23 protein-coding genes are annotated in these 20,729 nt (G+C 63.6%); 10 read left to right on the forward strand and 13 right to left on the reverse strand.

What is annotated here, in order from left to right:
* Positions 1-67: 67 nt before the first annotated feature.
* Positions 68-1,390 carry a tetratricopeptide repeat protein gene (locus EB230_RS02340; protein WP_056568928.1) on the reverse strand — a complete coding sequence of 441 codons (1,323 nt, stop codon included), beginning with the start codon at positions 1,388-1,390 and terminating at the stop codon, positions 68-70.
* A gap of 225 nt (positions 1,391-1,615) precedes the next feature.
* Between EB230_RS02340 and EB230_RS02345 the strand changes: the two genes are divergently transcribed.
* Positions 1,616-4,405, forward strand: a complete 2,790-nt coding sequence (locus tag EB230_RS02345) for an autotransporter outer membrane beta-barrel domain-containing protein (protein WP_081294953.1) — start codon at positions 1,616-1,618, stop codon at positions 4,403-4,405.
* A gap of 31 nt (positions 4,406-4,436) precedes the next feature.
* Here EB230_RS02345 and EB230_RS02350 read toward each other — a convergent pair whose 3' ends face one another.
* Both EB230_RS02350 and EB230_RS32920 read right to left on the reverse strand, forming a co-directional pair.
* Positions 4,437-5,060, reverse strand: coding sequence for a LysE family translocator (locus tag EB230_RS02350; RefSeq protein ID WP_056568925.1), 624 nt, complete (start codon positions 5,058-5,060; stop codon positions 4,437-4,439).
* A gap of 157 nt (positions 5,061-5,217) precedes the next feature.
* Positions 5,218-5,340 (reverse strand): hypothetical protein, encoded by a 123-nt coding sequence (locus tag EB230_RS32920; RefSeq protein ID WP_080680899.1) that lies wholly within the window; start codon positions 5,338-5,340, stop codon positions 5,218-5,220.
* Between the two features lie 238 nt (positions 5,341-5,578).
* On the opposite strand from EB230_RS32920, the gene EB230_RS02355 reads away from it, so the two are divergent.
* The 4 genes from EB230_RS02355 to EB230_RS02370 all read left to right on the forward strand — a co-directional run bounded on the left by EB230_RS02355 (position 5,579) and on the right by EB230_RS02370 (position 10,219).
* Complete coding sequence (locus EB230_RS02355; protein WP_056568922.1) at positions 5,579-6,346, forward strand: L,D-transpeptidase; 768 nt, start codon at positions 5,579-5,581, stop codon at positions 6,344-6,346.
* A 184-nt stretch (positions 6,347-6,530) separates the two neighbouring features.
* Positions 6,531-7,697: a diphosphate--fructose-6-phosphate 1-phosphotransferase gene (locus tag EB230_RS02360; protein ID WP_056568919.1), complete on the forward strand. Its 1,167-nt coding sequence runs from the start codon at positions 6,531-6,533 to the stop codon at positions 7,695-7,697.
* Between the two features lie 17 nt (positions 7,698-7,714).
* Positions 7,715-8,434, forward strand: coding sequence for an MBL fold metallo-hydrolase (locus EB230_RS02365; RefSeq protein ID WP_056570296.1), 720 nt, complete (start codon positions 7,715-7,717; stop codon positions 8,432-8,434).
* 243 nt (positions 8,435-8,677) lie between these two features.
* Positions 8,678-10,219 carry a DegQ family serine endoprotease gene (locus EB230_RS02370; RefSeq protein WP_056568916.1) on the forward strand — a complete coding sequence of 514 codons (1,542 nt, stop codon included), beginning with the start codon at positions 8,678-8,680 and terminating at the stop codon, positions 10,217-10,219.
* 59 nt (positions 10,220-10,278) lie between these two features.
* On the opposite strand, the gene coaA is transcribed toward EB230_RS02370, so the two are convergent.
* The 9 genes from coaA to hisB all read right to left on the reverse strand — a co-directional run bounded on the left by coaA (position 10,279) and on the right by hisB (position 16,106).
* Positions 10,279-11,238 (reverse strand): type I pantothenate kinase, encoded by a 960-nt coding sequence (gene coaA / locus EB230_RS02375; RefSeq protein ID WP_056568914.1) that lies wholly within the window; start codon positions 11,236-11,238, stop codon positions 10,279-10,281.
* 24 nt (positions 11,239-11,262) lie between these two features.
* Complete coding sequence (locus tag EB230_RS02380; protein WP_172347407.1) at positions 11,263-11,586, reverse strand: phosphoribosyl-ATP diphosphatase; 324 nt, start codon at positions 11,584-11,586, stop codon at positions 11,263-11,265.
* Between the two features lie 31 nt (positions 11,587-11,617).
* On the reverse strand, positions 11,618-12,412 hold the full coding sequence (hisF, locus tag EB230_RS02385; protein ID WP_056568909.1) for an imidazole glycerol phosphate synthase subunit HisF: 795 nt from the start codon (positions 12,410-12,412) through the stop codon (positions 11,618-11,620).
* Positions 12,409-13,245 (reverse strand): arginase family protein, encoded by an 837-nt coding sequence (locus EB230_RS02390; protein ID WP_172371201.1) that lies wholly within the window; start codon positions 13,243-13,245, stop codon positions 12,409-12,411. Before EB230_RS02390 ends, hisF begins: the two co-directional genes overlap by 4 nt.
* Positions 13,242-13,991, reverse strand: coding sequence for a 1-(5-phosphoribosyl)-5-[(5-phosphoribosylamino)methylideneamino]imidazole-4-carboxamide isomerase (gene hisA, locus EB230_RS02395; protein ID WP_172371203.1), 750 nt, complete (start codon positions 13,989-13,991; stop codon positions 13,242-13,244). Before hisA ends, EB230_RS02390 begins: the two co-directional genes overlap by 4 nt.
* A gap of 3 nt (positions 13,992-13,994) precedes the next feature.
* On the reverse strand, positions 13,995-14,285 hold the full coding sequence (locus EB230_RS02400; protein WP_056568899.1) for a DUF1330 domain-containing protein: 291 nt from the start codon (positions 14,283-14,285) through the stop codon (positions 13,995-13,997).
* 87 nt (positions 14,286-14,372) lie between these two features.
* Complete coding sequence (gene hisH, locus EB230_RS02405) at positions 14,373-15,023, reverse strand: imidazole glycerol phosphate synthase subunit HisH (RefSeq protein WP_172371205.1); 651 nt, start codon at positions 15,021-15,023, stop codon at positions 14,373-14,375.
* Between the two features lies 1 nt (position 15,024).
* A complete protein-coding gene (locus EB230_RS02410; protein WP_172371207.1) occupies positions 15,025-15,501 on the reverse strand; it encodes a DUF2628 domain-containing protein in 477 nt (158 codons plus the stop codon).
* A 5-nt stretch (positions 15,502-15,506) separates the two neighbouring features.
* On the reverse strand, positions 15,507-16,106 hold the full coding sequence (hisB, locus tag EB230_RS02415) for an imidazoleglycerol-phosphate dehydratase HisB (RefSeq protein WP_056568890.1): 600 nt from the start codon (positions 16,104-16,106) through the stop codon (positions 15,507-15,509).
* Between the two features lie 242 nt (positions 16,107-16,348).
* Here hisB and hslV point away from each other — a divergent pair, with 242 nt between their 5' ends.
* The 5 genes from hslV to EB230_RS02440 all read left to right on the forward strand — a co-directional run bounded on the left by hslV (position 16,349) and on the right by EB230_RS02440 (position 20,490).
* Positions 16,349-16,900: an ATP-dependent protease subunit HslV gene (gene hslV, locus EB230_RS02420; RefSeq protein WP_056568887.1), complete on the forward strand. Its 552-nt coding sequence runs from the start codon at positions 16,349-16,351 to the stop codon at positions 16,898-16,900.
* Positions 16,890-17,441, forward strand: a complete 552-nt coding sequence (locus EB230_RS02425) for a GNAT family N-acetyltransferase (protein ID WP_056568884.1) — start codon at positions 16,890-16,892, stop codon at positions 17,439-17,441. Before hslV ends, EB230_RS02425 begins: the two co-directional genes overlap by 11 nt.
* Positions 17,442-17,444: 3 nt before the next feature.
* Entirely contained in the window at positions 17,445-18,044 is a 600-nt protein-coding gene (locus EB230_RS02430; protein ID WP_056568881.1) for a DUF2585 domain-containing protein, read from the forward strand.
* A gap of 4 nt (positions 18,045-18,048) precedes the next feature.
* Positions 18,049-19,359, forward strand: a complete 1,311-nt coding sequence (gene hslU, locus EB230_RS02435; protein ID WP_172371209.1) for an ATP-dependent protease ATPase subunit HslU — start codon at positions 18,049-18,051, stop codon at positions 19,357-19,359.
* A gap of 171 nt (positions 19,360-19,530) precedes the next feature.
* Positions 19,531-20,490: a DUF1402 family protein gene (locus tag EB230_RS02440; protein ID WP_172371211.1), complete on the forward strand. Its 960-nt coding sequence runs from the start codon at positions 19,531-19,533 to the stop codon at positions 20,488-20,490.
* A gap of 25 nt (positions 20,491-20,515) precedes the next feature.
* Here the strand turns inward: EB230_RS02440 and EB230_RS02445 are convergent, their stop codons facing one another.
* Positions 20,516-20,719, reverse strand: coding sequence for a hypothetical protein (locus EB230_RS02445; RefSeq protein WP_172371213.1), 204 nt, complete (start codon positions 20,717-20,719; stop codon positions 20,516-20,518).
* Between the last annotated feature and the right edge of the window lie 10 nt (positions 20,720-20,729).

Raw genomic sequence — 20,729 nt, forward strand, 5'->3', positions numbered from 1 at the left:
CCATTATTTTTTTCGGATCTCGAAAAAATCTGGCCGAGCCAGTTTTTAAGGCAAGATCCGCTCCGGGTCAATTCTCTGACAAATCGGCGGCGCGTCGTGAAAACAGTAGCGACAGCGGGCTGTCCGGTCGCGCCATCGCCCGCTCGGCCGCGAGCGCCCTGGCGAGCACGCGGTCCCCGCCTCGCAGCGCGGCTTCGATCAGCGTCAGGTCGATGACGTCGCGCTGCGCATGGCTTCCACCGAAACGGTGGGCGATCGCGCGGATCGGCCGGATCAGGCGTATGGCCTCGGCGTAGTTGCCCTCGCCGAACGCCTTGATCGCCAGCGTCAGGGGATAGCCGACATCGCGGGTGAAGGCGGCGTTGTCGTCGCTGCCACGCATGGCCTCGCGCTGTGCCTCGAGCAAGGTCCGGGCCTGTGCATCGAGCCCGGCGCCCACAAACGCCATCATCGCATGGGCATCGTTGAAGGCATAGTCGCCGGCGCCGGCCCCCGGCCAATTGGCGGCCAGCGCTGCCCAGCGGTCGCCGATATCGACGCCGCCGAGATAGAGCCGCCACAGCAGCGCCGACGCATCGACCATATTGAGCGCCATTGTTGATGGTGTGCCGTAGATCGGCCCGTCGTAGAGCGCCAGCACCTGGTCGGTCTCGCCGAGATCGTAGTGAAACAGCGCCAGATGCCACCAATTGTGCACCTGCAGGAAGCTATCCTTCGTCCAGGCTTCGGGGTTGGCGCGCATCCAGGCAATGCCGTCTCTTTGCCGGCTTTGCATTTCCATCACATGGGCGACGGCGTGTTGCGCCCAGCCGTCGCGCGGTTCGATCTCGACCGCCATGCGACCGAGTTTTTCAGCCTTGGTATAGTCACCCATCTCCTCCAGCCCGAAGGCCTGCATGCCAAGCATGGCATGGTAACCGGGCATGCCGCTCTGCCAGGACGGCAAGGCGCGCGCGATGCGGTCGCGCAGCATGCGGGCATTGCCGGTGAAAAAGTCGATCTGGTGCCCGACCTGCAGCGCCACGGCGTCGAGTGGGGTCTCGATGGTGATGTCCTCAAGGATCCTGGCGGCATCATGCCAGCGCCCGTTGGCGAGGTGGCCGAGGGCTGAGACATGGGCCTTTTCGCGCGTTGTCGCGGCAAGCGGCAGCGCCGCCTCGTGGCAGGCCCTGGCCACGGCCGTCGCCTCACGCTCGGTGGCAAGCCCGAAGAGATAGCCCTTGAAGACATGCGCCATGACAAAACCTGGGTCCTGCGCGATGGCGCGATCGACGGAAGCCACGGGATCGCCGATGAAGCACTGCAATTGGCTCACCGCTTGGCTGTAGGGCACGAATCCCGCTTGCGTCGCACCCGAAAGTGCCAGGTCGAATGCATCCTTGATCGCCATGCAACCCCCCTTGACCGGCGCGTTGCGGGCACGATGCCCCTCGGTCCAACGCGATCTTAAAGCATCGGCCGCGGACGCGCCAACCATGCACCGCGCACACTGATCTCAGTAGATTTCGCAATTCATCAACCATGGCGAGCAGATTAGGCTTTGTAAAATCGAACGGATTGTGGCTTCATTGCGGCGCGGCGAAGGGCTTGTAATCGCGATCTGAGAGGGGACGCGATGCGGCATTTTGAAATACAGCTTCCGAATGGTCGTTCGGAGCACGTTGATGGGGTGATTTCTTTGTCGCGGCAAAGGCCGCAGCAAATTCGACCATGGTTTATTAGCTTGCTTGCAACTACAGCGTTTGTGTTGCTGCCCGGTTCCGCGGCTTTCGCGGCCTGCGTGCTGGTTCCATCGGCGGGAAATACCACCTTCACCTGCGATAGCGGCGATTCAGGCGGCAGCCTCACCGACACCAGCGGCGACAATACGCTCACCTTTCCCGCCGGCGGCACCGGCCAGGTGAGTGGCAACGTCACTTTCGGTCCCGGCATGGACCGCATCAACATGCAGTCCGGCATCATTACCGGCACGGTCGACCAGGGCGACGGCACGGATTTCCTCACCATCGGCGGCGGCACTGTCACAGGCAACGTCCAGCAGGGCGCCGGCATCGACGACTTCAACATGAGCGGTGGCCAGATCGGGTCGCTCAACCAGGGCGACGGGCTCGACACCTTCACCATGACGGGAGGGCGCATCGTCGATTTCTTCGACGATGGCGACCGTGCCGTGATGACCGGCGGCCGCATCGGCCGCGTCAACATGAAGCTCGACAAGAACTATTTCAACATGTCCGGAGGCACCATCGACCGCAACCTCGTCACCGGCTTCGACCAGGACACCATCATCCTCTCGGGAGGCACGATCGGCGGCAACATCAGCGTCAGCGGCGGCAATGACAGCGTGACAATCACCGGCGGCACCGTCGGTGGCGACGTGCTGATGAGCTTCGGCTCCGACAATTTCGTCTGGAATGGCGGCGGCATCATCTATGGCGCGGTCGATCTCGGCGCCGACAACGATACCGCCAAGCTCAGCAACCTTACCAACGCCAATCTCGGCGGCACGGATGCCATAAATGGCGGCCTTGGCACCGACACGCTGACCTTCGACAACGTCAAACTGGAGGGGATCGCCCGGGTCCAGAACTGGGAGAGCATCGACGCCAGCAACGACACGCAATTGATGCTCGACGGCAATCTTGTGCTCGGCGACAGCGGCACCGGTACAGGCTCGCTCAGCGTCGATGCTGCGAGCACGCTCTATGGCGGCGGCTTCAACTCGACGATCCAAGCCTTCACGGCGGGCCAGTTGGCTGAGGTCACCAATGCCGGGCGCATCGACCTGACCAACGGCACCACCGGAGCGACCGACCGGCTGACGATTTCGGGCAATTATGTCGGCGCCGGCGGCGTGCTGCTTGTCCAGACCGAACTCGGCGACGACTCTTCCGCGTCCGACAGGCTGGTCCTGTCAGGCGGGACAGCTTCCGGCTCGACCGGCATTTCCGTGGTCAATGTCGGCGGCGCGGGTGCCGCGACCACGCAGGACGGCATCATGCTCGTCCAGGCCATCAACGGCGCCACCTCGGGCGCCTCGACCTTCGCACTTGACGGGCCGGTCGCCGCCGGCGCCTTCGAATACTATCTTTTCAAGGGTGGCGTCAGCGCCGGCAGCGACGAGAACTGGTATCTGCGCTCGACACTGATAACACCGACGTCGCCGGCCGCGGCGCCACCGACGCTCGAGCCCTCGCCACCGGTGGAACCGGTGCCCCCGGCGGCCGAGCCGCCGCCTCCGCCGCCCTCCGAACTGCCGCCGACGCCACCGCCGAGCGAGGGCGACATCAACAATCCGCCGGTCGACCCGACGCCGCCGGTGCAAACCAGCGACCCGCAACCCGAACCACCACCGCCGCCACCACCGGCGCCTCCGGCGGATCCGCCACCGCCGCCACCGGTGGTGCCGACTGCCGTGCCCGACCTGCCGGTGCCGGCGGTCGGTCAGGAAATCGTGCTCTACCGCATCGAGGTGCCGGTCTATTCGGCCTTGCCGCCCGTGGCCGAGCACCTGGCGATGACGACGCTCGGCACTTTCCATGAACGGCGCGGCGAGCAAAGCCTGTTGTCGGACACGGAGTTGTCGCCGGTCTGGGGCCGCATCCATGGCCAGGACGCCAAGATGGGCTGGTCGGGAACAGTGTCGCCATCCTTCGATGGCACCCTGTTCGGCCTGCAGGCGGGCTTCGACGTGTTCGGCCGCGACACCGCCTCGGGCGGAATCGATCGCGCCGGCCTGTTCGTCGCCTATGCCAGCATGAAGGGTGATGTGCGCGGCCAGGCGCTGGGATGGAACGACCTGTCCGTCGGCAGCCTCGACGTCACCGGCACCAGTGTCGGCGGCTACTGGACCCGCATCGGCCAGGGCGGCTGGTATCTGGACGGCGTCCTGATGGCCACCTTCTTCGGGGGCAACGCGACGTCGTCGCGCGACATTGGCATCGATATCGGTGGGACAGGCGTCACAGCTTCACTTGAAGGCGGCTATCCCATTGCGCTGGCGCAGGGCTGGACGCTCGAGCCGCAAGCGCAACTGGTCTGGCAGCATCTGTCGCTGGACGATACCAACGACCGCTTCTCGTCGGTTTCCTTCGGCACCGACGAGAGCGTCAGCGGCCGGCTGGGCGCGCGGCTGCAGGGCGAGACCACGATCAACGGCATGGCGCTGCAGCCTTATCTCAAGGCCAACATCTGGCACGATTTCGGCGGCACCGACCGTGTCAGCTTCGACACCACCGACATCACGACCGAGGGCAGGTCGACCTCGCTCGAGTTCGGCGGCGGCGTCGTTGCCAAGGTGACGGACAAGGTCAGCATCTTCGCCACCGGCGACTACACGACCAATCTCGGCGGCGCCAAGCGCCGCATCCTCGATGGCAATCTGGGAATCAGCGTCAAATGGTGAGACCCTCCGGGCCTCACCATGCGTCAGGAGATCAATTGCCCGAACGCATCGCCACCGTGGCGATGCCGGCACCAACCAGCAATGTGCCGCCGGTGCGGTTGAAGACGCGGATCGCCTTGGGATTGCGCACGACGTTTCGCGCGCGTGCCGCGATCAGCGCATAGCCAAACGCATTGGCAAAGGCGAGCGCCAGGAAGGTGGTCTCGAAGACCAGCATCTGCGTCCAGAAGTCGGCATGCCGATCGAGGAACTGCGGCAGGAAAGCAACGAAGAAGGTGATGCTTTTCGGGTTGAGCGCGGTGACCAGCCAGGCGTGCGCCATCATTTTTGCCGACGATACGGCATCGGTCCGGGGTTCGGCCTTCAGCGCTCCGCCAGCGCGGAACAGTTTCACGCCGAGATAGACCAGATAGAAGGCACCGATCAGCTTCAGGATGGTGAAGACACCAGCCGATGCGGCGAGCAGCGCGCCGATGCCCAGCATCGACAAGGTCATGGCGGTGAAGTCGCCGAGCGCCACGCCGACGGCCATCGGCAGAGCGGTGCGCCAGCCCTGGCCCAGCGCATAAGACACGACCAGCAGAATGGTCGGTCCCGGAATGATGAGAAGGATCGTCGACGCGGCGGCGAAAGCGGCCCAGTTTTCGAAGGACATGTCTGTCTCCCTTGGGTTAAGGAAAAGGATAAATCCTCAGCCCCGGGAGAATGTAAAGGGGCATGATCCTTGTTTCTTGCGCAATTGCGGACGCAAGACCAAAACGCATTCTTCCTGAAATTGCCGCGCCATCAATTGCGCGAACGGCAGGTTGGCGTCAGTTCGCGCCGCCCAGCGTGCTCACGATATCGGCCAGGCTGACATTGGCGCCGAGGACCAGTGCGGCCGCGACAATGGCAGCGGCAAAAAGCTTGATGTCGGTCTTTAACGTCTTGCACATGGAGGCCCCTCGCTGATCGCTTGCTGCGTAGGAGCCTCCGACGCCGGGATTATGACATGAACCGGGTCTTTTTGTGCAGGAGCTCTCGGTTGGCGGTGACCCGGGAGGGCCGAACCGCGCCAGGCGACGCGCAAATGCAGGCGATGCAAGGCATTCACGCTTTATCAACCATGAATGATGAAAATGCCTGCCATCCGGCCGGACCGTGCTTCCCGCCGACAGCGTAAGGTTTGGGTATATGCGTGAGTTGCCGCAAGGTCTGACGCCGCCACGAAACGGCGACGCAATCGAAACCGATCATCATCTTTCCCGCCGCGCCGTCCTTTCGGGGGCAGGCGCGCTGGCGCTGCTCAGCGCCGCCGGTTGCTCGACTTCCGGCGGCGGCATGCCGGCGCTTGAACTCGACAATACGGTCACCGGTTCCGTACCGCCGATGCGGCCGGCGATCAGCGTCGACAAGAACATCACCAGCCCCGACCTGATGTATGCCGCGTTGACGGACAACGGTTTCAACGTGCCCGAGGTGCCGTATCTGAAGGTCAAGCCGGAATTCCGCCGTCAGATCGTCGTGGACACGACCGGCGAAGCGCCCGGCACCATCGTCGTCCATCTCAAGGAGCGCATGCTCTATCTCGTCCAGCCGGATGGCGACGCGATCCGCTATGGGGTCGGCATCGGCAAGGACGGCTTCCGCTGGTCCGGCCGCGCCAACATCCAGTATGGCCGAGAATGGCCGACCTGGACACCGCCACCCGAAATGATCCAGCGTAAGCCCGAACTGGTGAAGTGGCAGGGCGGCCAACCCGGCGGCCTCACCAACCCGCTTGGGGCGCGCGCGCTCTACATCTACCAGGACGGCAAGGATACTGGCTACCGCATCCACGGCTCGCCCGAATGGTGGAGCATCGGCCAGGCGATGTCGTCGGGCTGCGTGCGCCTGATCAACCAGGACATCATCGACCTCTACAGCCGCGTTTCGAAGAAAAACCCGGTCGTCGTCATGTGATCTTTCGAGCGGCCAACGCGGCCGCTTTATCGTCTCGTTCGAGCATGATCCCTGGCCAAACGGAAACCGTTTGTCCGAGAAACCGGTTTCCATTTTTCGGGATCGTGCCCGCGACTCCCCGTTGCGCGATGCCGCGAGACAGGCGAAGGTGCCTTGAAACCCATCGCCTCGGGAGACGTCAGGAATGGCCGGAACTTTTGTTATCGCGCAAGGCGGCGGCCCGACCGCCGTCATCAACCAGACGGTTGTCGGCGCCACGCTGGAGATCCGCAAGCGGCATCCCGGCGCCAGGGTGCTGGGCTCCCTCCATGGCGTGCGCGGCATTCGTGACGGCAATTATGTCGACCTTTCGGCCATCCCCGAGGATAGGCTGCGGCTGATTGCCGGGACACCGAGCGCGGCGCTTGGCTCGACGCGCGACAAACCGGACGCGGCCTACTGCGATGTCATCCTCAAGGGCTTGCAGAAGGCCGGGGCCGACGCCTTCATCTATATAGGCGGCAACGACACGTCGGGCACACAGCAGATCCTGACCGACGCCGCCGGCGGTTCCATTGCTTTCGTCCATGCACCCAAGACCATCGACAATGATCTCGAGGAGAACGACCATACACCGGGCTTCATTTCGGCGGCGGAGTTCGTCGCCGGCGCCTTTCTGTCCGTCGACCTCGATTTTCGCGCCTTGCCCGGCATCTATGTCGGCATCGTCATGGGCCGGCACGCCGGCTTCCTGACTGCCGCCGCCGCGGCCTGGCAGCTCGATCCCAACAGCGGCCCACATCTCGTCTACGTGCCCGAGCGGCCGTTCTCCGCGGCCGGTTTCATCGACGACGTGCGTGCCATGCTCGACCGCCACAAGCGCTGCATCGTCGCGGTGTCGGAAGGGGTCAGCACCGCCGACGGCAAGGCACTGGTCGAGAGCCTGGTGCCGCCGGAGAAACTGGAACGCGACCAGCACGGCAACGTCAAATTGTCGGGCAGCGACCTGCCGGCCGCGCTGGAACGGGCATTGGCCGACGGGCTTCCGGGCAAGCGGGCCCGCGTCGACGCACTCGGCTACATGCCGCGCGGCTATGTCGGCGCCATCAGCGCCGTCGACGCGCAGGAGGCATTCGATGCCGGCGCCTTCGCGGTCTCTGTCGCCGAACAGGGCGGCGGCTCGGTGGCGCTGCAATATGATGGCACAAAGACCGTGCTGAAGAAGGTGCCGCTGAAGAATGTCGCCGGCAAGACCCGCCACATGCCTGACAATTTCATGAAGCCCGACGTCAGCCAGCTGTCCGACGCCGGCATGGCCTATCTCAAGCGGCTGGTGCCGGAAAAGTACAAGGTCGGGAAGCCGTTCGTCTAATGTCAGGCTCACACCTGATGCCGGGCTGGTTCACCAAGAGCATCGTCGACGACAGGACGACGATGCTGACCGAGCCGTTCGTGCATGGCTATGTGCGCGCCAACATCTGGCATTTGCGCGGTCGCGACGCCGATCTTTTGGTCGATACCGGCATGGGCATCCGTCCGCTGGCGCCGGAGATCGAAACGCGGCCGGGCAAGCCGCTGCTGGTCGTCGCCACGCACATCCATCTCGACCATGTCGGCTCGCTGCACGAGTTTCCATGGCGGGCTGGACCCAAGATGAGTGCCGCGCAGTTCGAGAGCATGGATGAGGCGGCGACCTACGCCTACATGTTCCACGATCTCGAAGGTGCCGTTTCGAAACTGCCGGAGCCGGGCTGGAAGTCGGCGGATTACAAGATCCCATCGGCGCCGCTGACGCGGACCCTTGACGAGGGCGACGTGATCGATCTCGGCGACCGGCAATTCCGAGTCCTGCATCTGCCCGGGCATTCGCCGGATTCGATCGCGCTGTTCGACGAGGCCGACGGCCTGTTTTTCAGCGGCGACGCCATCTACGACGACACGCTGATCGACAGCCTGCCGGATTCCGACCGGGCCGCCTATGTCAGCACCATGCAGCGGCTGCTCGACCTGCCGATCCGCATCGGCCATGGCGGCCACGGACCGAGCTTCGAGCGCAAGCGTATGCGTGAAATTGCAACGGCTTACATCAAAAAGACCGGCGATATTTGAACCTCGCCAAGCCCGCACACTGCAAGGGGCGGTCAGGCGCCTATCAGGCCGCAAAGAATTAAATCTTTGTAATATAACCGAAAAAACCTAATTCGCCCGCATCCGCGTCCTAGATTCCGGTTTCATCGACCTGAACGGCCGCCGCATGAAGCGAGACAGGCGGCCGCGACGGCCGGTACGCCGAATGGGCCGCTCCCATACAGGCCACGGCGCCAAACCCAATGTCTCGCACGGACAACGACCATGTCATCTCACAACATTCTTCGCAGACATCGCGTCGCCGCATTGCTGGGCGCCGCCCTCATCATCAGCCCCTTCGTCGTTTCATTTGCTCAAAGTGCCGGCAACACAGCCGTGAGCAACGTTGTCGCGACGACCCAGACCCCTGTCGCCGGTATCACCGCGCCAAATGGCTCCTTTGCGCCGATCGTGGCGGCCGACAAGCCGGCGGTGGTGACGGTCACCACCGTCATGAAGGCGCAGCCGGCAAGCGCCGATGACGGGATGCCTCTCGGCAACTCGCCGTTCGACCAATATTTCCGCCAGTTCTTCGGCGACCAGGGCATGCCCGCTCCGCGGACACCGCCGCAACAGGCGCAGCGCGCCGAAGCGCTCGGCTCCGGCTTCATCGTCAGTGCCGACGGCACGATCGTCACCAACAACCACGTCGTCGACGGCGCCTCCTCGATCAAGGTGACGCTCGACGACGGCACCGAACTTCCCGCCAAGCTCATCGGCCGCGACGCCAAGAACGATCTCGCCGTGCTCAAGATCAAGGCCGACAAGTCCTTGCCGACGGTCAAGTGGGGCGATTCCGACCGCCTGATGACCGGCGACCAGGTGCTGGCGATCGGCAATCCGTTCGGCATCGGCACCACGGTGACGGCCGGCATCGTTTCGGCGCGCGGCCGCGACCTGCACAGCGGACCGTTCGACGATTTCATCCAGATCGACGCGCCGATCAACCATGGCAATTCCGGCGGCCCGCTGGTGGACGTGAACGGCAATGTTGTCGGCATCAACACGGCGATCTATTCGCCCAATGGCGGCAGTGTCGGCGTCGGCTTCGCCATCCCGTCGGACCAGGCGCAGAAGGTCGTGGCCAAGCTGATGAAGGACGGCTCGATCCAGTATGGCTATCTCGGTGTCGAGATCCAACCGGTGACGCCTGACGTGGCAAGCGCCATCGGGCTCGATCATCCCGGCGGCGCGCTGGTTTCGAAAGTCAATGACAGCTCGCCCGCCGCCAGCGCCGGCGTCGAGGCCGGCGACGTCATCACCGGCTTCGCCGGACAGGACGTCAAGGACCCCAAGGATCTGTCACGCGCCGTCGCCGATGTCGCCCCTGGCGCGAAGGAATCGCTCGATGTCTGGCGCAAGGGCAAGGCCATGCAGATTTCCGTCAATGTCGGGCAAAACAGCGACGACGTGAAGACGGCGTCGACTGACGACTCCGGCATGCCGAGCGCTGAACAAGGCTCACGCGCGCCGGCGATCGGCCTAGGCCTGATGGATATCACGCCCGACATTCGCCAGGAAATGAACCTCGCCGACAACGAGCATGGCGCGGTAGTTGCGCGCGTCAGTCCCGACAAGGCGGCGGCCGCGGCCGGCATCCAGCCGGGCGATATCATCGTCGCCGTCAACCAGGCGCCGGTGAAGAGCGCCAGGCAGGTCACGCAGGCGATCGCCCAGGCCAGCAAGTCGGGCCGCAAGTCGGTGCTGCTGCTGGTCGAACGCGACGGCGGCCAGATCTATGTCGCCGTGCCATTCGCGAATGGCTGAGGCGCGGAGCCGGGTTTGACCCGAGGGCGGGCTTGTCGCGACGAGCCCGCCCTCGCCATCTAGAGTTTGCGCAGGGCCACTTCCTCGACCAGATGGTCGGCGCCCTTGCGCAGGATGAGGTCGGCGCGGGCGCGCGTCGGCAGGATGTTTTCGCGCAAATTCTTCAGATTGATGTTGGTCCACAGGCCTTCGGCGATGGCGCGCGCCGAATCCTCCGAGAGCTGCGAATAGCGGTGGAAGAAGGAATCCGGATTGCGGAATGCGGTCTCGCGCAGACGCATGAAACGGGAAATGTACCACTGGTGGATCAGTTTCTCGTCGGCATCGATATAGATGGCGAAGTCGAAAAAGTCCGACAGGAAAGGCACGATCTTGCCGTCCTGCGGCAGCTTGCCCGGCTGCAGCACGTTGATGCCTTCGAAGATCAATATGTCCGGCCGGTCGATGGTGACGAATTCGCCGGGAATGACGTCGTAGGTGAGATGCGAATAGACCGGCGCGCGCACATTGGGCAGCGCCGACTTGATGCCGGAGAGGAAACGCAGCAGCGCTCCGACATCGTAGCTGTCGGGAAAGCCCTTGCGTTCCATCAGGTTTTCGCGGCGCAGGACCTCGTTGGGCAGCAGGAAGCCGTCGGTGGTGATGAGATCGACCTTGGGGCTCGACGGCCAGCGCGCCAGCAATTCCTTCAGCACGCGGGCCGTGGTCGATTTGCCGACCGCGACCGAGCCGGCAATGCCGATGATGAACGGCGTCTTGACGATATCGACGGCGTTGAAGAAGGCCTGGCGCTGCCTGAACAGCAATTGGCTGGCCTCGACATGGGCGGACAAGAGCCGCGACAGCGACAGATAGATACGCTTGACCTCTTCGAGGTCGACCGGGTCGTTGAGCGAACGCAGCCGGCGGAATTCGTCCTCGCTCAGTGTCAGCGGCGTGTCGGCTCGGAATTGCGACCATTGCTCGGCGGAGAAGAAACGAAAGGGGGAATATTTCTCGGTTGGCGCGAGCTGATCCATCGAGATACCTGCCCTCCCTCGTGCTCAGCCCTTGGGCCGCGACGCCTTCTCGGCGATGCCCGAACGCGCCGTGCGGCTTTCGAGCTCCTGGAGCACGTCGCGCAACGGGACACCCGAAATGCCGAGAACGACGAGCCAATGATATATAAGATCGGCACTTTCGGAAACGAGGCCCTGCCTGTCGCCCTTGACGGCGGCAATCACGGTCTCGACCGCCTCTTCGCCAAGCTTCTGCGCCGCCTTGTCGATGCCACGCGAAAACAGCTTGGCCGTCCACGAGTCCGCATCGCCGGAATGGGCGCGCTCATGGACGATTTTTTCCAGATCGGACAGCGAAAATTCAGCCATGGCGCCGGGAGCCTTTCTTAGCCGGAAGCCTCTAGGGCCGATCGACCGAGGAGTCCAGCCGCATCGGCAGCCCGGCCTCGGCCATATGCGCCTTGGCCTGCGCTATCGTGTAGGTGCCGAAATGGAAGATCGAGGCCGCCAGAACCGCGCCGGCATGGCCATCGCGAATGCCTTCGACCAGATGGTCCAGCGTGCCGACGCCGCCCGAGGCGATGACTGGCGCGCGCACCGCATCAGCAATCGCACGCGTCAGCGCGATGTCGTAGCCGGCCTTGGTGCCGTCGCGGTCCATCGAGGTCAACAGGATCTCGCCTGCGCCGCGATCGACCATTTTCCGGGCGAATTCGACCGCGTCGATGCCGGTCTTCTCGCGTCCGCCATGGGTGAAGATCTCCCAGCGGTCGGCCTCGCCGGCGCCGGAGACCTTCTTGGCGTCGATGGCGACGACGATGCATTGGTTGCCGAACTTGTCGGCCGCTTCGGCGACGAAATCCGGGTTCTTCACCGCAGCCGTGTTGATCGACACCTTGTCGGCGCCGGCCAAAAGCAGCTTCCTGATGTCGGCGACCTGGCGCACGCCGCCGCCGACGGTCAGCGGCATGAAACACTGTTCGGCGGTGCGGGCGATGACATCGAAGATCGTTTCCCGGTTGTCGGACGAAGCGGTGATGTCGAGAAAACACAGCTCGTCGGCGCCGGCGGCGTCATAGGCCTTGGCTGCCTCGACCGGGTCACCGGCGTCGATGAGATCGACGAAATTGACGCCCTTGACGACACGGCCGTCCTTGACGTCGAGGCACGGGATGACACGGGCTTTCAGCATCAGCGGCCCTCTATCGTGGCGATGAGGTCGTTGAACAACTGGCCGACCAGCGGTGGCACGTCGGCCTGGGCATCGAAGGCCGGATCGTAGGCGGAAACGGTGATGCCGACGACCGGTACGGCAAGCGCCATGGCGCAGGCGGCGTCGCGCAACTGTTGGGGGCTCGGCCCGCCAGATGTGACGTAACGGTTGGCCTGCAGCTCCTTCGGGTCATGCACGTCGAGATCGAGATGCATGTGCACGCTTTTGGCGCCGGCGGCTTTCAGTCTTTCGGTCGCTTGCGCCACGCCGGGGCATTCAGTGCGGATCACCGGCAGGGTCTTGAGGAGTTGTTGCTCGGCCGGATCGAGATCGCGGGCGTTGACGAGTACGCAGCGCGACGGATCGATCGGCTGGAAGCCGGGAATGGCTGATGCCATCGGGCGCCAGCACAGGCCAAGCACGGTCGCCAGCGCCATGCCGTCGAGGAAGCCGTATACGGAGGTCTCGGGCGTGTTGAGGTCGCCATGCTGGTCGGCCCAGATGATCGCATCGGCGCCTTCGCCGGCGACCGCGCCGGCACTGGTCAGGCAGTTTCCGGCCAGCACGATAGGAAACCGCCCCCTGTCGATGGCAATGCGGACCTCGCCCGAGACGGCGTTGCAGACAGCGAAACCGGTGGCGATCTCGCGTTCCTGGTCGTCGCCGACCCTGCCGATATCCTCGACCGCGACGTCGTGGCCGGCGATGGTCAGGGCGTCGACGAGACCGCCCGCAATCAGCGCGTCCGGCCCCTGGCCCATGCCGCCATGGTAGTGGCCGCTGTCATAGGAGGCGAGGATGATGGTGATCTTCACGATTTCGCCTCCGCCACCGGCCGCCCCCGCAGGATCGCCAGCGCCTCTGCCGGATCGATGCGGCCGTCATAGAGCGCGCGGCCCGAGATGGCGCCTTCGAGCTTTTGTGCGTCCGGCATGGTCATGCGCACGATGTCGGCGATCGAGGCCAGCCCCCCCGAAGCGATGACCGGGATCGATACGGCGTCGGCGAGGTCGATGGTGGCATCCCAGTTGATGCCGGTGAGCACGCCGTCGCGATCGATGTCGGTGTAGATGATGGCGGCGACGCCGGCGCCCTCGAACTTCTTCGCCAGTTCGATGACGCCAAGGCTCGACGCTTCGGCCCAGCCTTCGACCGCCACCTTGCCGCCCTTGGCGTCGATGCCGACCGCCACCTTGCCAGGGAAGGCCTTGCAGGCCTGCCGGACCAGACCGGGATCGCGCACCGCCACCGTGCCGAGAATGACGCGGGCGAGACCACGATCGAGCCAGTCCTCGATCTGCGCAATCGTGCGGATGCCGCCGCCGAGCTGCACCGGGTTCCTGGTCGCCTTGAGGATGGCGCCGACCGCCGCGCTGTTGACGCTCTGGCCCCTGAAGGCGCCGTTGAGGTCGACGACATGCAGCCATTCGAAGCCCTGGTCCTCGAAGGCTTTTGCCTGCGCGGCGGGATCATCGTTGTAGATGGTCGCGGTCGCCATGTCGCCGTGCTTCAGGCGCACGCATTGGCCGTCCTTGAGGTCGATGGCAGGAAACAGGATCACGATTCAGGCGCCTTCAACGATGACGAAATGGCCCGTCGATCCGGCAAGCCTGAATTTCGAGGCATGCTGATATTCCGGCGAATGATAGCATTCCACTGCCTTGTCGTAGGATTCGAACTCGATCACGACATGGCGATTGCCTGTCGGCTGTTCCGGGTTCTCGTGGCGGCCCGCCCGCACGATGAACTTGGCGCCGTACTTGGCAAAGGCAACGGCATTCGCCTGGATATAGTGCTTGTAGATTTCGGGATCGCGAACATCGATCATCGCCATCCAATAGCCCTTCTTGCTCATGATTTATCCCCTAGCTTGAGCATGATCCCTGGACAAACGGGGACCGTTTGTCCGAGAAAACCGGCGTCCACTTTTCGGGACCATGCTCTAGGGCCTCCACTTCAGGAAATTGGTGATCAGCGCCAGCCCCAGCGCCTGGCTCTTCTCCGGATGGAACTGCGTGCCGACGAGATTGTCGCGGGCAACGGTGGCCGTCACCGGGCCGCCATAATCGGCGACCGCCAGAACCTCGTCCGGCTTGCGAGCGTCGAGATGATAGGAGTGGACGAAGTAGGCGTGCAGCCCCGCGGCTCCGGTTGGAATGCCGGCAAACAGCGGATGCTGGCGCCGAAGCTCGATCGTGTTCCAGCCGATCTGCGGGATCTTCAGCCCGGGATCCGCCGGCGTGATCTCCTTGACGTCGCCCGATATCCAGCCAAAGCCTTTGGTGACGGTCTTTTCCAGGCCGCGCTCGGACATCAGCTGCATGCCGACGCAGATGCCGAGGAAAGGCCGGCCCTTGGCAATGGCAACGTCCTCGACCGCCTCCCACATGCCCTCGACGGCACGCAAGCCTGCCGCGCAGTCGGCATAGGCGCCGACGCCGGGCAGGACGATGCGGTCGGCAGTGCGCACCCGGTCGGCATCGGCCGTCAACTCGATCTTAGCCGATATTCCGGCTTCGCGCGCGGCGCGCTCGAAGGCCTTGGTGGCCGAGCGCAGATTGCCCGAGCCGTAATCGATGATTGCCACCCGCATGTCAGGGCCGTCCCGGGATGTGGGTCAGGCCCAGCGCCATGCCGGGCTGCGCCGGCCGCGCCAGGGCGGCATCCGGAACGATGCGTGGCGCCGGAACGGTTTCCTCCGCGTGCCCTTCGGCCTCAAGCGCATAACGGATGTCGGCATCGTCGAGCCGGCCGGCGTGAACCACGCCCCATTCATGCCAGCCGCGCCGGCGAAGGGCCGCTACGCGCAACCCCTGGCCTTCCAGGCCAACGTAGAGCGAGACAAGCAGGGACAGCAGGGAGCTGGCGAAACCGAGGCCAAGCTTCTGACCAGCCATCGAAAGCAGGCCCATGACGACGAAGGCCAGCCCGGCTTCGATCCACAGCCGATGCCAGGCGAGCCATAGCGGCGGCACCAGCAGGCCGAGCCAGGTGAAGCCATCGCGGACAAAGGCCGCTGTGTCGGCCTTATCGCCGCGGCCGGGCGGTTCCATCACGACATAGGCGGCCATGAGCGCTATCCCTTCAAAGATCCCTTGGTGGAGGGAACCGCGTCCGGCTGGCGCGGGTCGGGCTCAAGTGCTGCACGCAGCGCGCGTGCCACCGCCTTGAAGCAGGTCTCGGCGATATGGTGGTTGTTGGCGCCATAGTGGTTGGTGACATGCAGCGTGATGCCGGCATTCTGCGCCAGCGCCTGGAAGAATTCCCGCACCAGTTCGGTGTCGAAGGTGCCGATCTTGGGCGACGAGAAGGACACGTTCCAGACCAGGAACGGCCGGCCCGACACGTCGATCGCCGCACGCGTCAGCGTCTCGTCCATGGCAAGGTCGATCGAGGCATAGCGCATGATGCCGCGCCGTTCGCCCAGCGCCTTGGTCAGCGCCTGGCCGAGCGCGATGCCGGTGTCCTCGACCGTGTGATGGTCGTCTATATGCAGGTCGCCCTTCGCCCTGACCGTCATGTCGATCAGGGAATGGCGCGAGAGCTGGTCCAGCATGTGGTCGAAGAAGCCGACGCCCGTGGCGATATCGGATTTGCCCGAGCCGTCGACATGGACCGACACCGAGATATCGGTTTCCCTGGTTTTGCGGCTGGCTTCGGCGGAACGGGGCGCCATCACTCTATCCTTGTCCCAGCGGTTCACGTGGTAAACCGGTTCACAGGCTCCAAGCGCTCGCGGGCTTGAAAACGAATGCCTTCTATCAGCATGATCCGGCGATTGCCAGTTGCCTCGGACAAAGCTATCGGGCCTTGCCGGAGAGGCGATTTGCAATCATTGGTCCGGTGCATACATATGGCCGATAAATCACTCGTACCGCGCCAATCGCCTTTTGGGATCGCGCGAATCGGAGCCAGGAAATGTCTGATAATCTGACCATGCACGCCACGACCATCGTGACGGTGCGCAAGGGCAACAAGGTGGTGATTGCTGGCGACGGCCAGGTCAGCCTTGGCCAGACCATCATGAAGGGCAATGCCCGTAAAGTGCGCCGCATCGGCAAGGGCGGCAATGTGATTGCCGGCTTCGCGGGCGCCACCGCCGACGCCTTCACGCTGCTCGAGCGGCTGGAAGCCAAGCTCGAGCAGTATCCCGACCAGCTGACGCGCGCCTGCGTCGAACTTGCCAAGGACTGGCGCACCGACCGCTATCTGCGCCGGCTCGAGGCGATGATGCTGGTGGCCGACAAGTCGGTCTCGCTGGCGCTGACCGGCACCGGCGACGTGCTCGAACCCGAATTTGGCGTCATGGCCATCGGGTCGGGCGGCAATTACGCACTGGCCGCGGCGCGCGCCTTGATGGACACCGACAAGGACGCCGAGGAAATCGCCCGCAAGGCAATGCAGATCGCTTCCGACATCTGCGTCTACACCAACAACAATTTCGTCGTCGAAACGCTCGATGCCGGTTGAGCAGCTCTACGATTTTCGGCCGGTGACCACGAAAGACCTGCCGATGATCGCCGGCTGGCTGGCCGAGCCCGAGGTCGCTCGGTGGTGGAACGATCCGGAGACGGAAATCGCCGAGATCCGCGATCATATCGACTCGATTTCGGTCGAGCCGCTGATCGTCGAACTCGATGGCAAACCGATCGCCTATCTGCAGAGCTACGATCCACATATGGAAGACGACCATCCCTATGCCGACCAGCCGTTCGGCACGCTCGGCATCGACCTGTCGATCGGCCGGCCTGAACTGATCGGCATCGGCCATGGCTCGGCGATCGTGCGCCAATTCGTCGAGGACCTGTTCAGGGAAGGCGTGCCGCGCGTCATCATCGATCCGGACCCGGCCAATATCAGGGCCATCCGCGCCTATGAAAAAGCCGGATTCCGGGCCATTGATCGCAGGCAATCGGTCTATGGCAACGTGGTGCTGATGGCTATCGATGCTGAAGAGGGCGACGCTGAAGAGGGCGATGCCGAAGAAGGCGACGGGAAAGAGGGGCTATAGGGCATGAACGCATCCGGCGAGGAGAAGAACCTCTCGGCCTACGAAAACAGCTGGCGGATGGGGTTGCTGATCGTTGCCGGGCTTGTCATCGTCCAAGCCGGCACGCTCTATCTGATGGGCCGGACGCCGATCTGCACATGCGGCTACGTCAAGCTCTGGCATGGCGTGGTGAACAGTTCCGAGAATTCCCAGCACATTTCGGACTGGTACACCTTCTCGCACATCATCCACGGCTTCCTGTTCTACGCGCTGGCACGGTTCCTGTTCCCACGCTCGCCGATCGGCCTGAGGCTGGCGTTCGCCGTTCTCATCGAAGGCGGCTGGGAATTGCTCGAGAACAGCCCGTTCATCATCGACCGCTACCGCGCCGGCACCATCTCGCTCGACTATTACGGCGACAGCATCATCAATTCGGTGTCCGACACACTGGCCATGGTGCTGGGATTTGTGATGGCGCGAAGGCTACCTATATGGGTGATCGTCAGCCTCGCCATCCTTTTTGAACTGGGTACCGGCTACCTCATCCGGGACAATCTGACACTCAACGTGATCATGCTGCTGCATCCGTTCGAGGCCATCAAGCAGTGGCAAAGTGGAATTTAGTGATATGAGCACATTTTCTCCCCGCGAAATCGTTTCGGAACTCGACCGCTTCATCATCGGCCAGAAGGACGCCAAGCGCGCCGTGGCCATCGCCTTGCGCAACCGCTGGCGCCGCCAGCAGCTGGAAGGCCAGATGCGCGAAGAGGTGATGCCGAAGAACATCCTGATGATCGGACCGACCGGCGTCGGCAAGACCGAAATCTCGCGCCGCCTGGCGCGCCTGGCCGGTGCGCCTTTCGTCAAGGTCGAGGCAACCAAGTTCACCGAAGTCGGCTATGTCGGCCGTGACGTCGAGCAGATCATCCGCGATCTCGTCGAGATCTCCATCGGCCTGGTGCGCGAGAAGATGCGCGAGGACGTCAAGGCGCGCGCCCACATCAATGCCGAGGAACGCGTTCTGGAAGCGCTGGTCGGCAAGACGGCGAGCCCGGCGACGCGCGACAGCTTCCGCAAGAAGCTGCGTGACGGCGAACTCGACGACAAGGAGATCGAGATCGAAGTGGCCGATACCGGCAATGGCGGCATGCCCGGTTTCGAGATCCCCGGCATGCCGGGCGCCAATATCGGCGTGCTCAACATCAACGACATGCTGTCCAAGGCGATGGGCGGCAAGAAGACCAAGCTGCGCAAGACCACGGTGAAGGAATCCTACGATCTGCTGGTCAGTGACGAGTCCGACAAGCTGCTCGACCAAGACGAGGTGGTGCGCCGGGCGCTCGATGCCGCGGAAAATGACGGGATCGTCTTCCTCGACGAGATCGACAAGATCGCGGCCAGATCGGACATTTCGGGCGGGCCTTCGCGCGAAGGCGTGCAGCGCGACCTGCTGCCGCTGGTCGAAGGCACCACGGTGGCGACCAAATACGGGCCGCTGAAGACGGACCACATCCTGTTCATCGCTTCAGGCGCCTTCCACGTCTCGAAGCCGTCAGACCTGTTGCCGGAATTGCAGGGCCGCCTGCCGATCCGCGTCGAGCTGCGCGCGCTGGAGAAGGAGGATTTCGTCCGCATCCTGACCGAGACGGAAGCGAGCCTGATCAAGCAGTATATCGCGCTGATGAAGACGGAGGGCGTCGACCTGACCTTCACCGACGACGCCATCGATTCACTCGCCGGCATCGCCGTCGATCTCAACGCCAGCGTCGAGAATATCGGCGCCAGGCGGCTGCAGACGGTGATGGAACGGGTGCTGGACGAGATCTCCTACGACGCGCCCGACCGCAACGGCACGAGCGTCACCATCGACGCCGCCTATGTGGAAAAGCATGTCGGCGATCTGTCCAGAAACACAGATTTGTCGCGATTCATCCTGTAACGACAGCTCTGGAGGTTCCGGCGCCGGATCAGGCAACACCGTTCCGGCGGATATCATGTGTGGCCAGATGGTACCATCTGGCCACCTTTCGTCTTGTCGGCGAAAAGCGCGCTCTCGACTCAACCCGGAGCATTACCCTAGTTTGCGCGGCATACCTGAAGGCGGCGGCGCATGAAAAAATTCATTCTGGTCATTCTCGGCTTGACGCTGGCGGCGACGCTTTTCGTCGCTGATGCGGCGACATTGGTGCCGCCGGGAAACCGCAATGCCGAGCAGCCCGACATTCCCGGCGCATCGAGCCGGCGCACCCAGGCGACCAACACCACCTTCCAGGCGAAATACCGCAAGGTCTACGCCCTGCTGCAGAATGACGCCGATCTGCGCGCCAAGATCAAGAAGGCCGCTTCCGCCTACGGCATTGATCCCTTGCACATCGTCGGCGCCATCGTCGGCGAGCACACCTACAATGTCGACGCCTATGACCGGCTGCAGACCTACTACGTCAAGGCGATCTCCTATCTCTCCAGCAAACTGTCCTTCGCCTATGACGGCGAGGACGTCACCGATTTCGTGCAGCGGCCGGAGTTCAAGAAATGCGCCGCAATGTCGGACAGCTACGACCTTTGGGAATGCCGCGAACAAGTCTGGAACTATTCGTTTCGCGGCAAAACGGTCGGCGGGACAAGCTTTCCCGATGACCGCTTCGGCGCCACCTTCTTCCAGCCCTACTATGCCGGCCAGACCTTCGGCCTTGGCCAGCTCAACCCCTTGACGGCGCTGCAGATGAGCGATCTCGTGCACAAGGTCTCCGGCCTGCCGAGGCTCGATGTCGGCGACCCCAATTCGGTCTACAAGACCATCATGGATCCCGACCTGACGCTGCCCTACGTCGCCGCGACGATCAGAAAATCGATTGATGCCTACAAGAGCATCGCCGGCTTCGACATTTCGGGAAATCCGGGGCTGACCGCCACGCTCTACAATGTCGGCAATCCGGAGCAGCGTGCCTATGCGCTGAAAGCGGAGAACGACAAGCGTCGCGCCGCCGGTGAACAGGTGAAGCTGCCGGAAGAGAATTATTACGGCTGGCTGGTCAACGACAAGCTGCCGGAACTCAAGGCGCTTTTCTAGATCGCTTCAGGGAACCCGCAGAACCCTACGTCTGCCTGTCGCCGTCTTCGATTTTGGCAAGTGCATTCAGCTGCGCTTCGCTGATCTCCGCGCCGCTCTTGTCCAGAATGATGATACCCACGGCCTTGCCGCGCCGCAGTGCTTCGAGACGCGCGACAGCCTCTTTCGCGGCGGCGAAATCATCCCTGATCTGCGCGACCGAAATGCCGTAGAGGATCGAATAAGACATGAGCCGGAAA

The sequence above is a fragment of the Mesorhizobium sp. NZP2234 genome, assembly GCF_013170765.1.
GTDB classification, from domain to species: domain Bacteria; phylum Pseudomonadota; class Alphaproteobacteria; order Rhizobiales; family Rhizobiaceae; genus Mesorhizobium; species Mesorhizobium loti_D.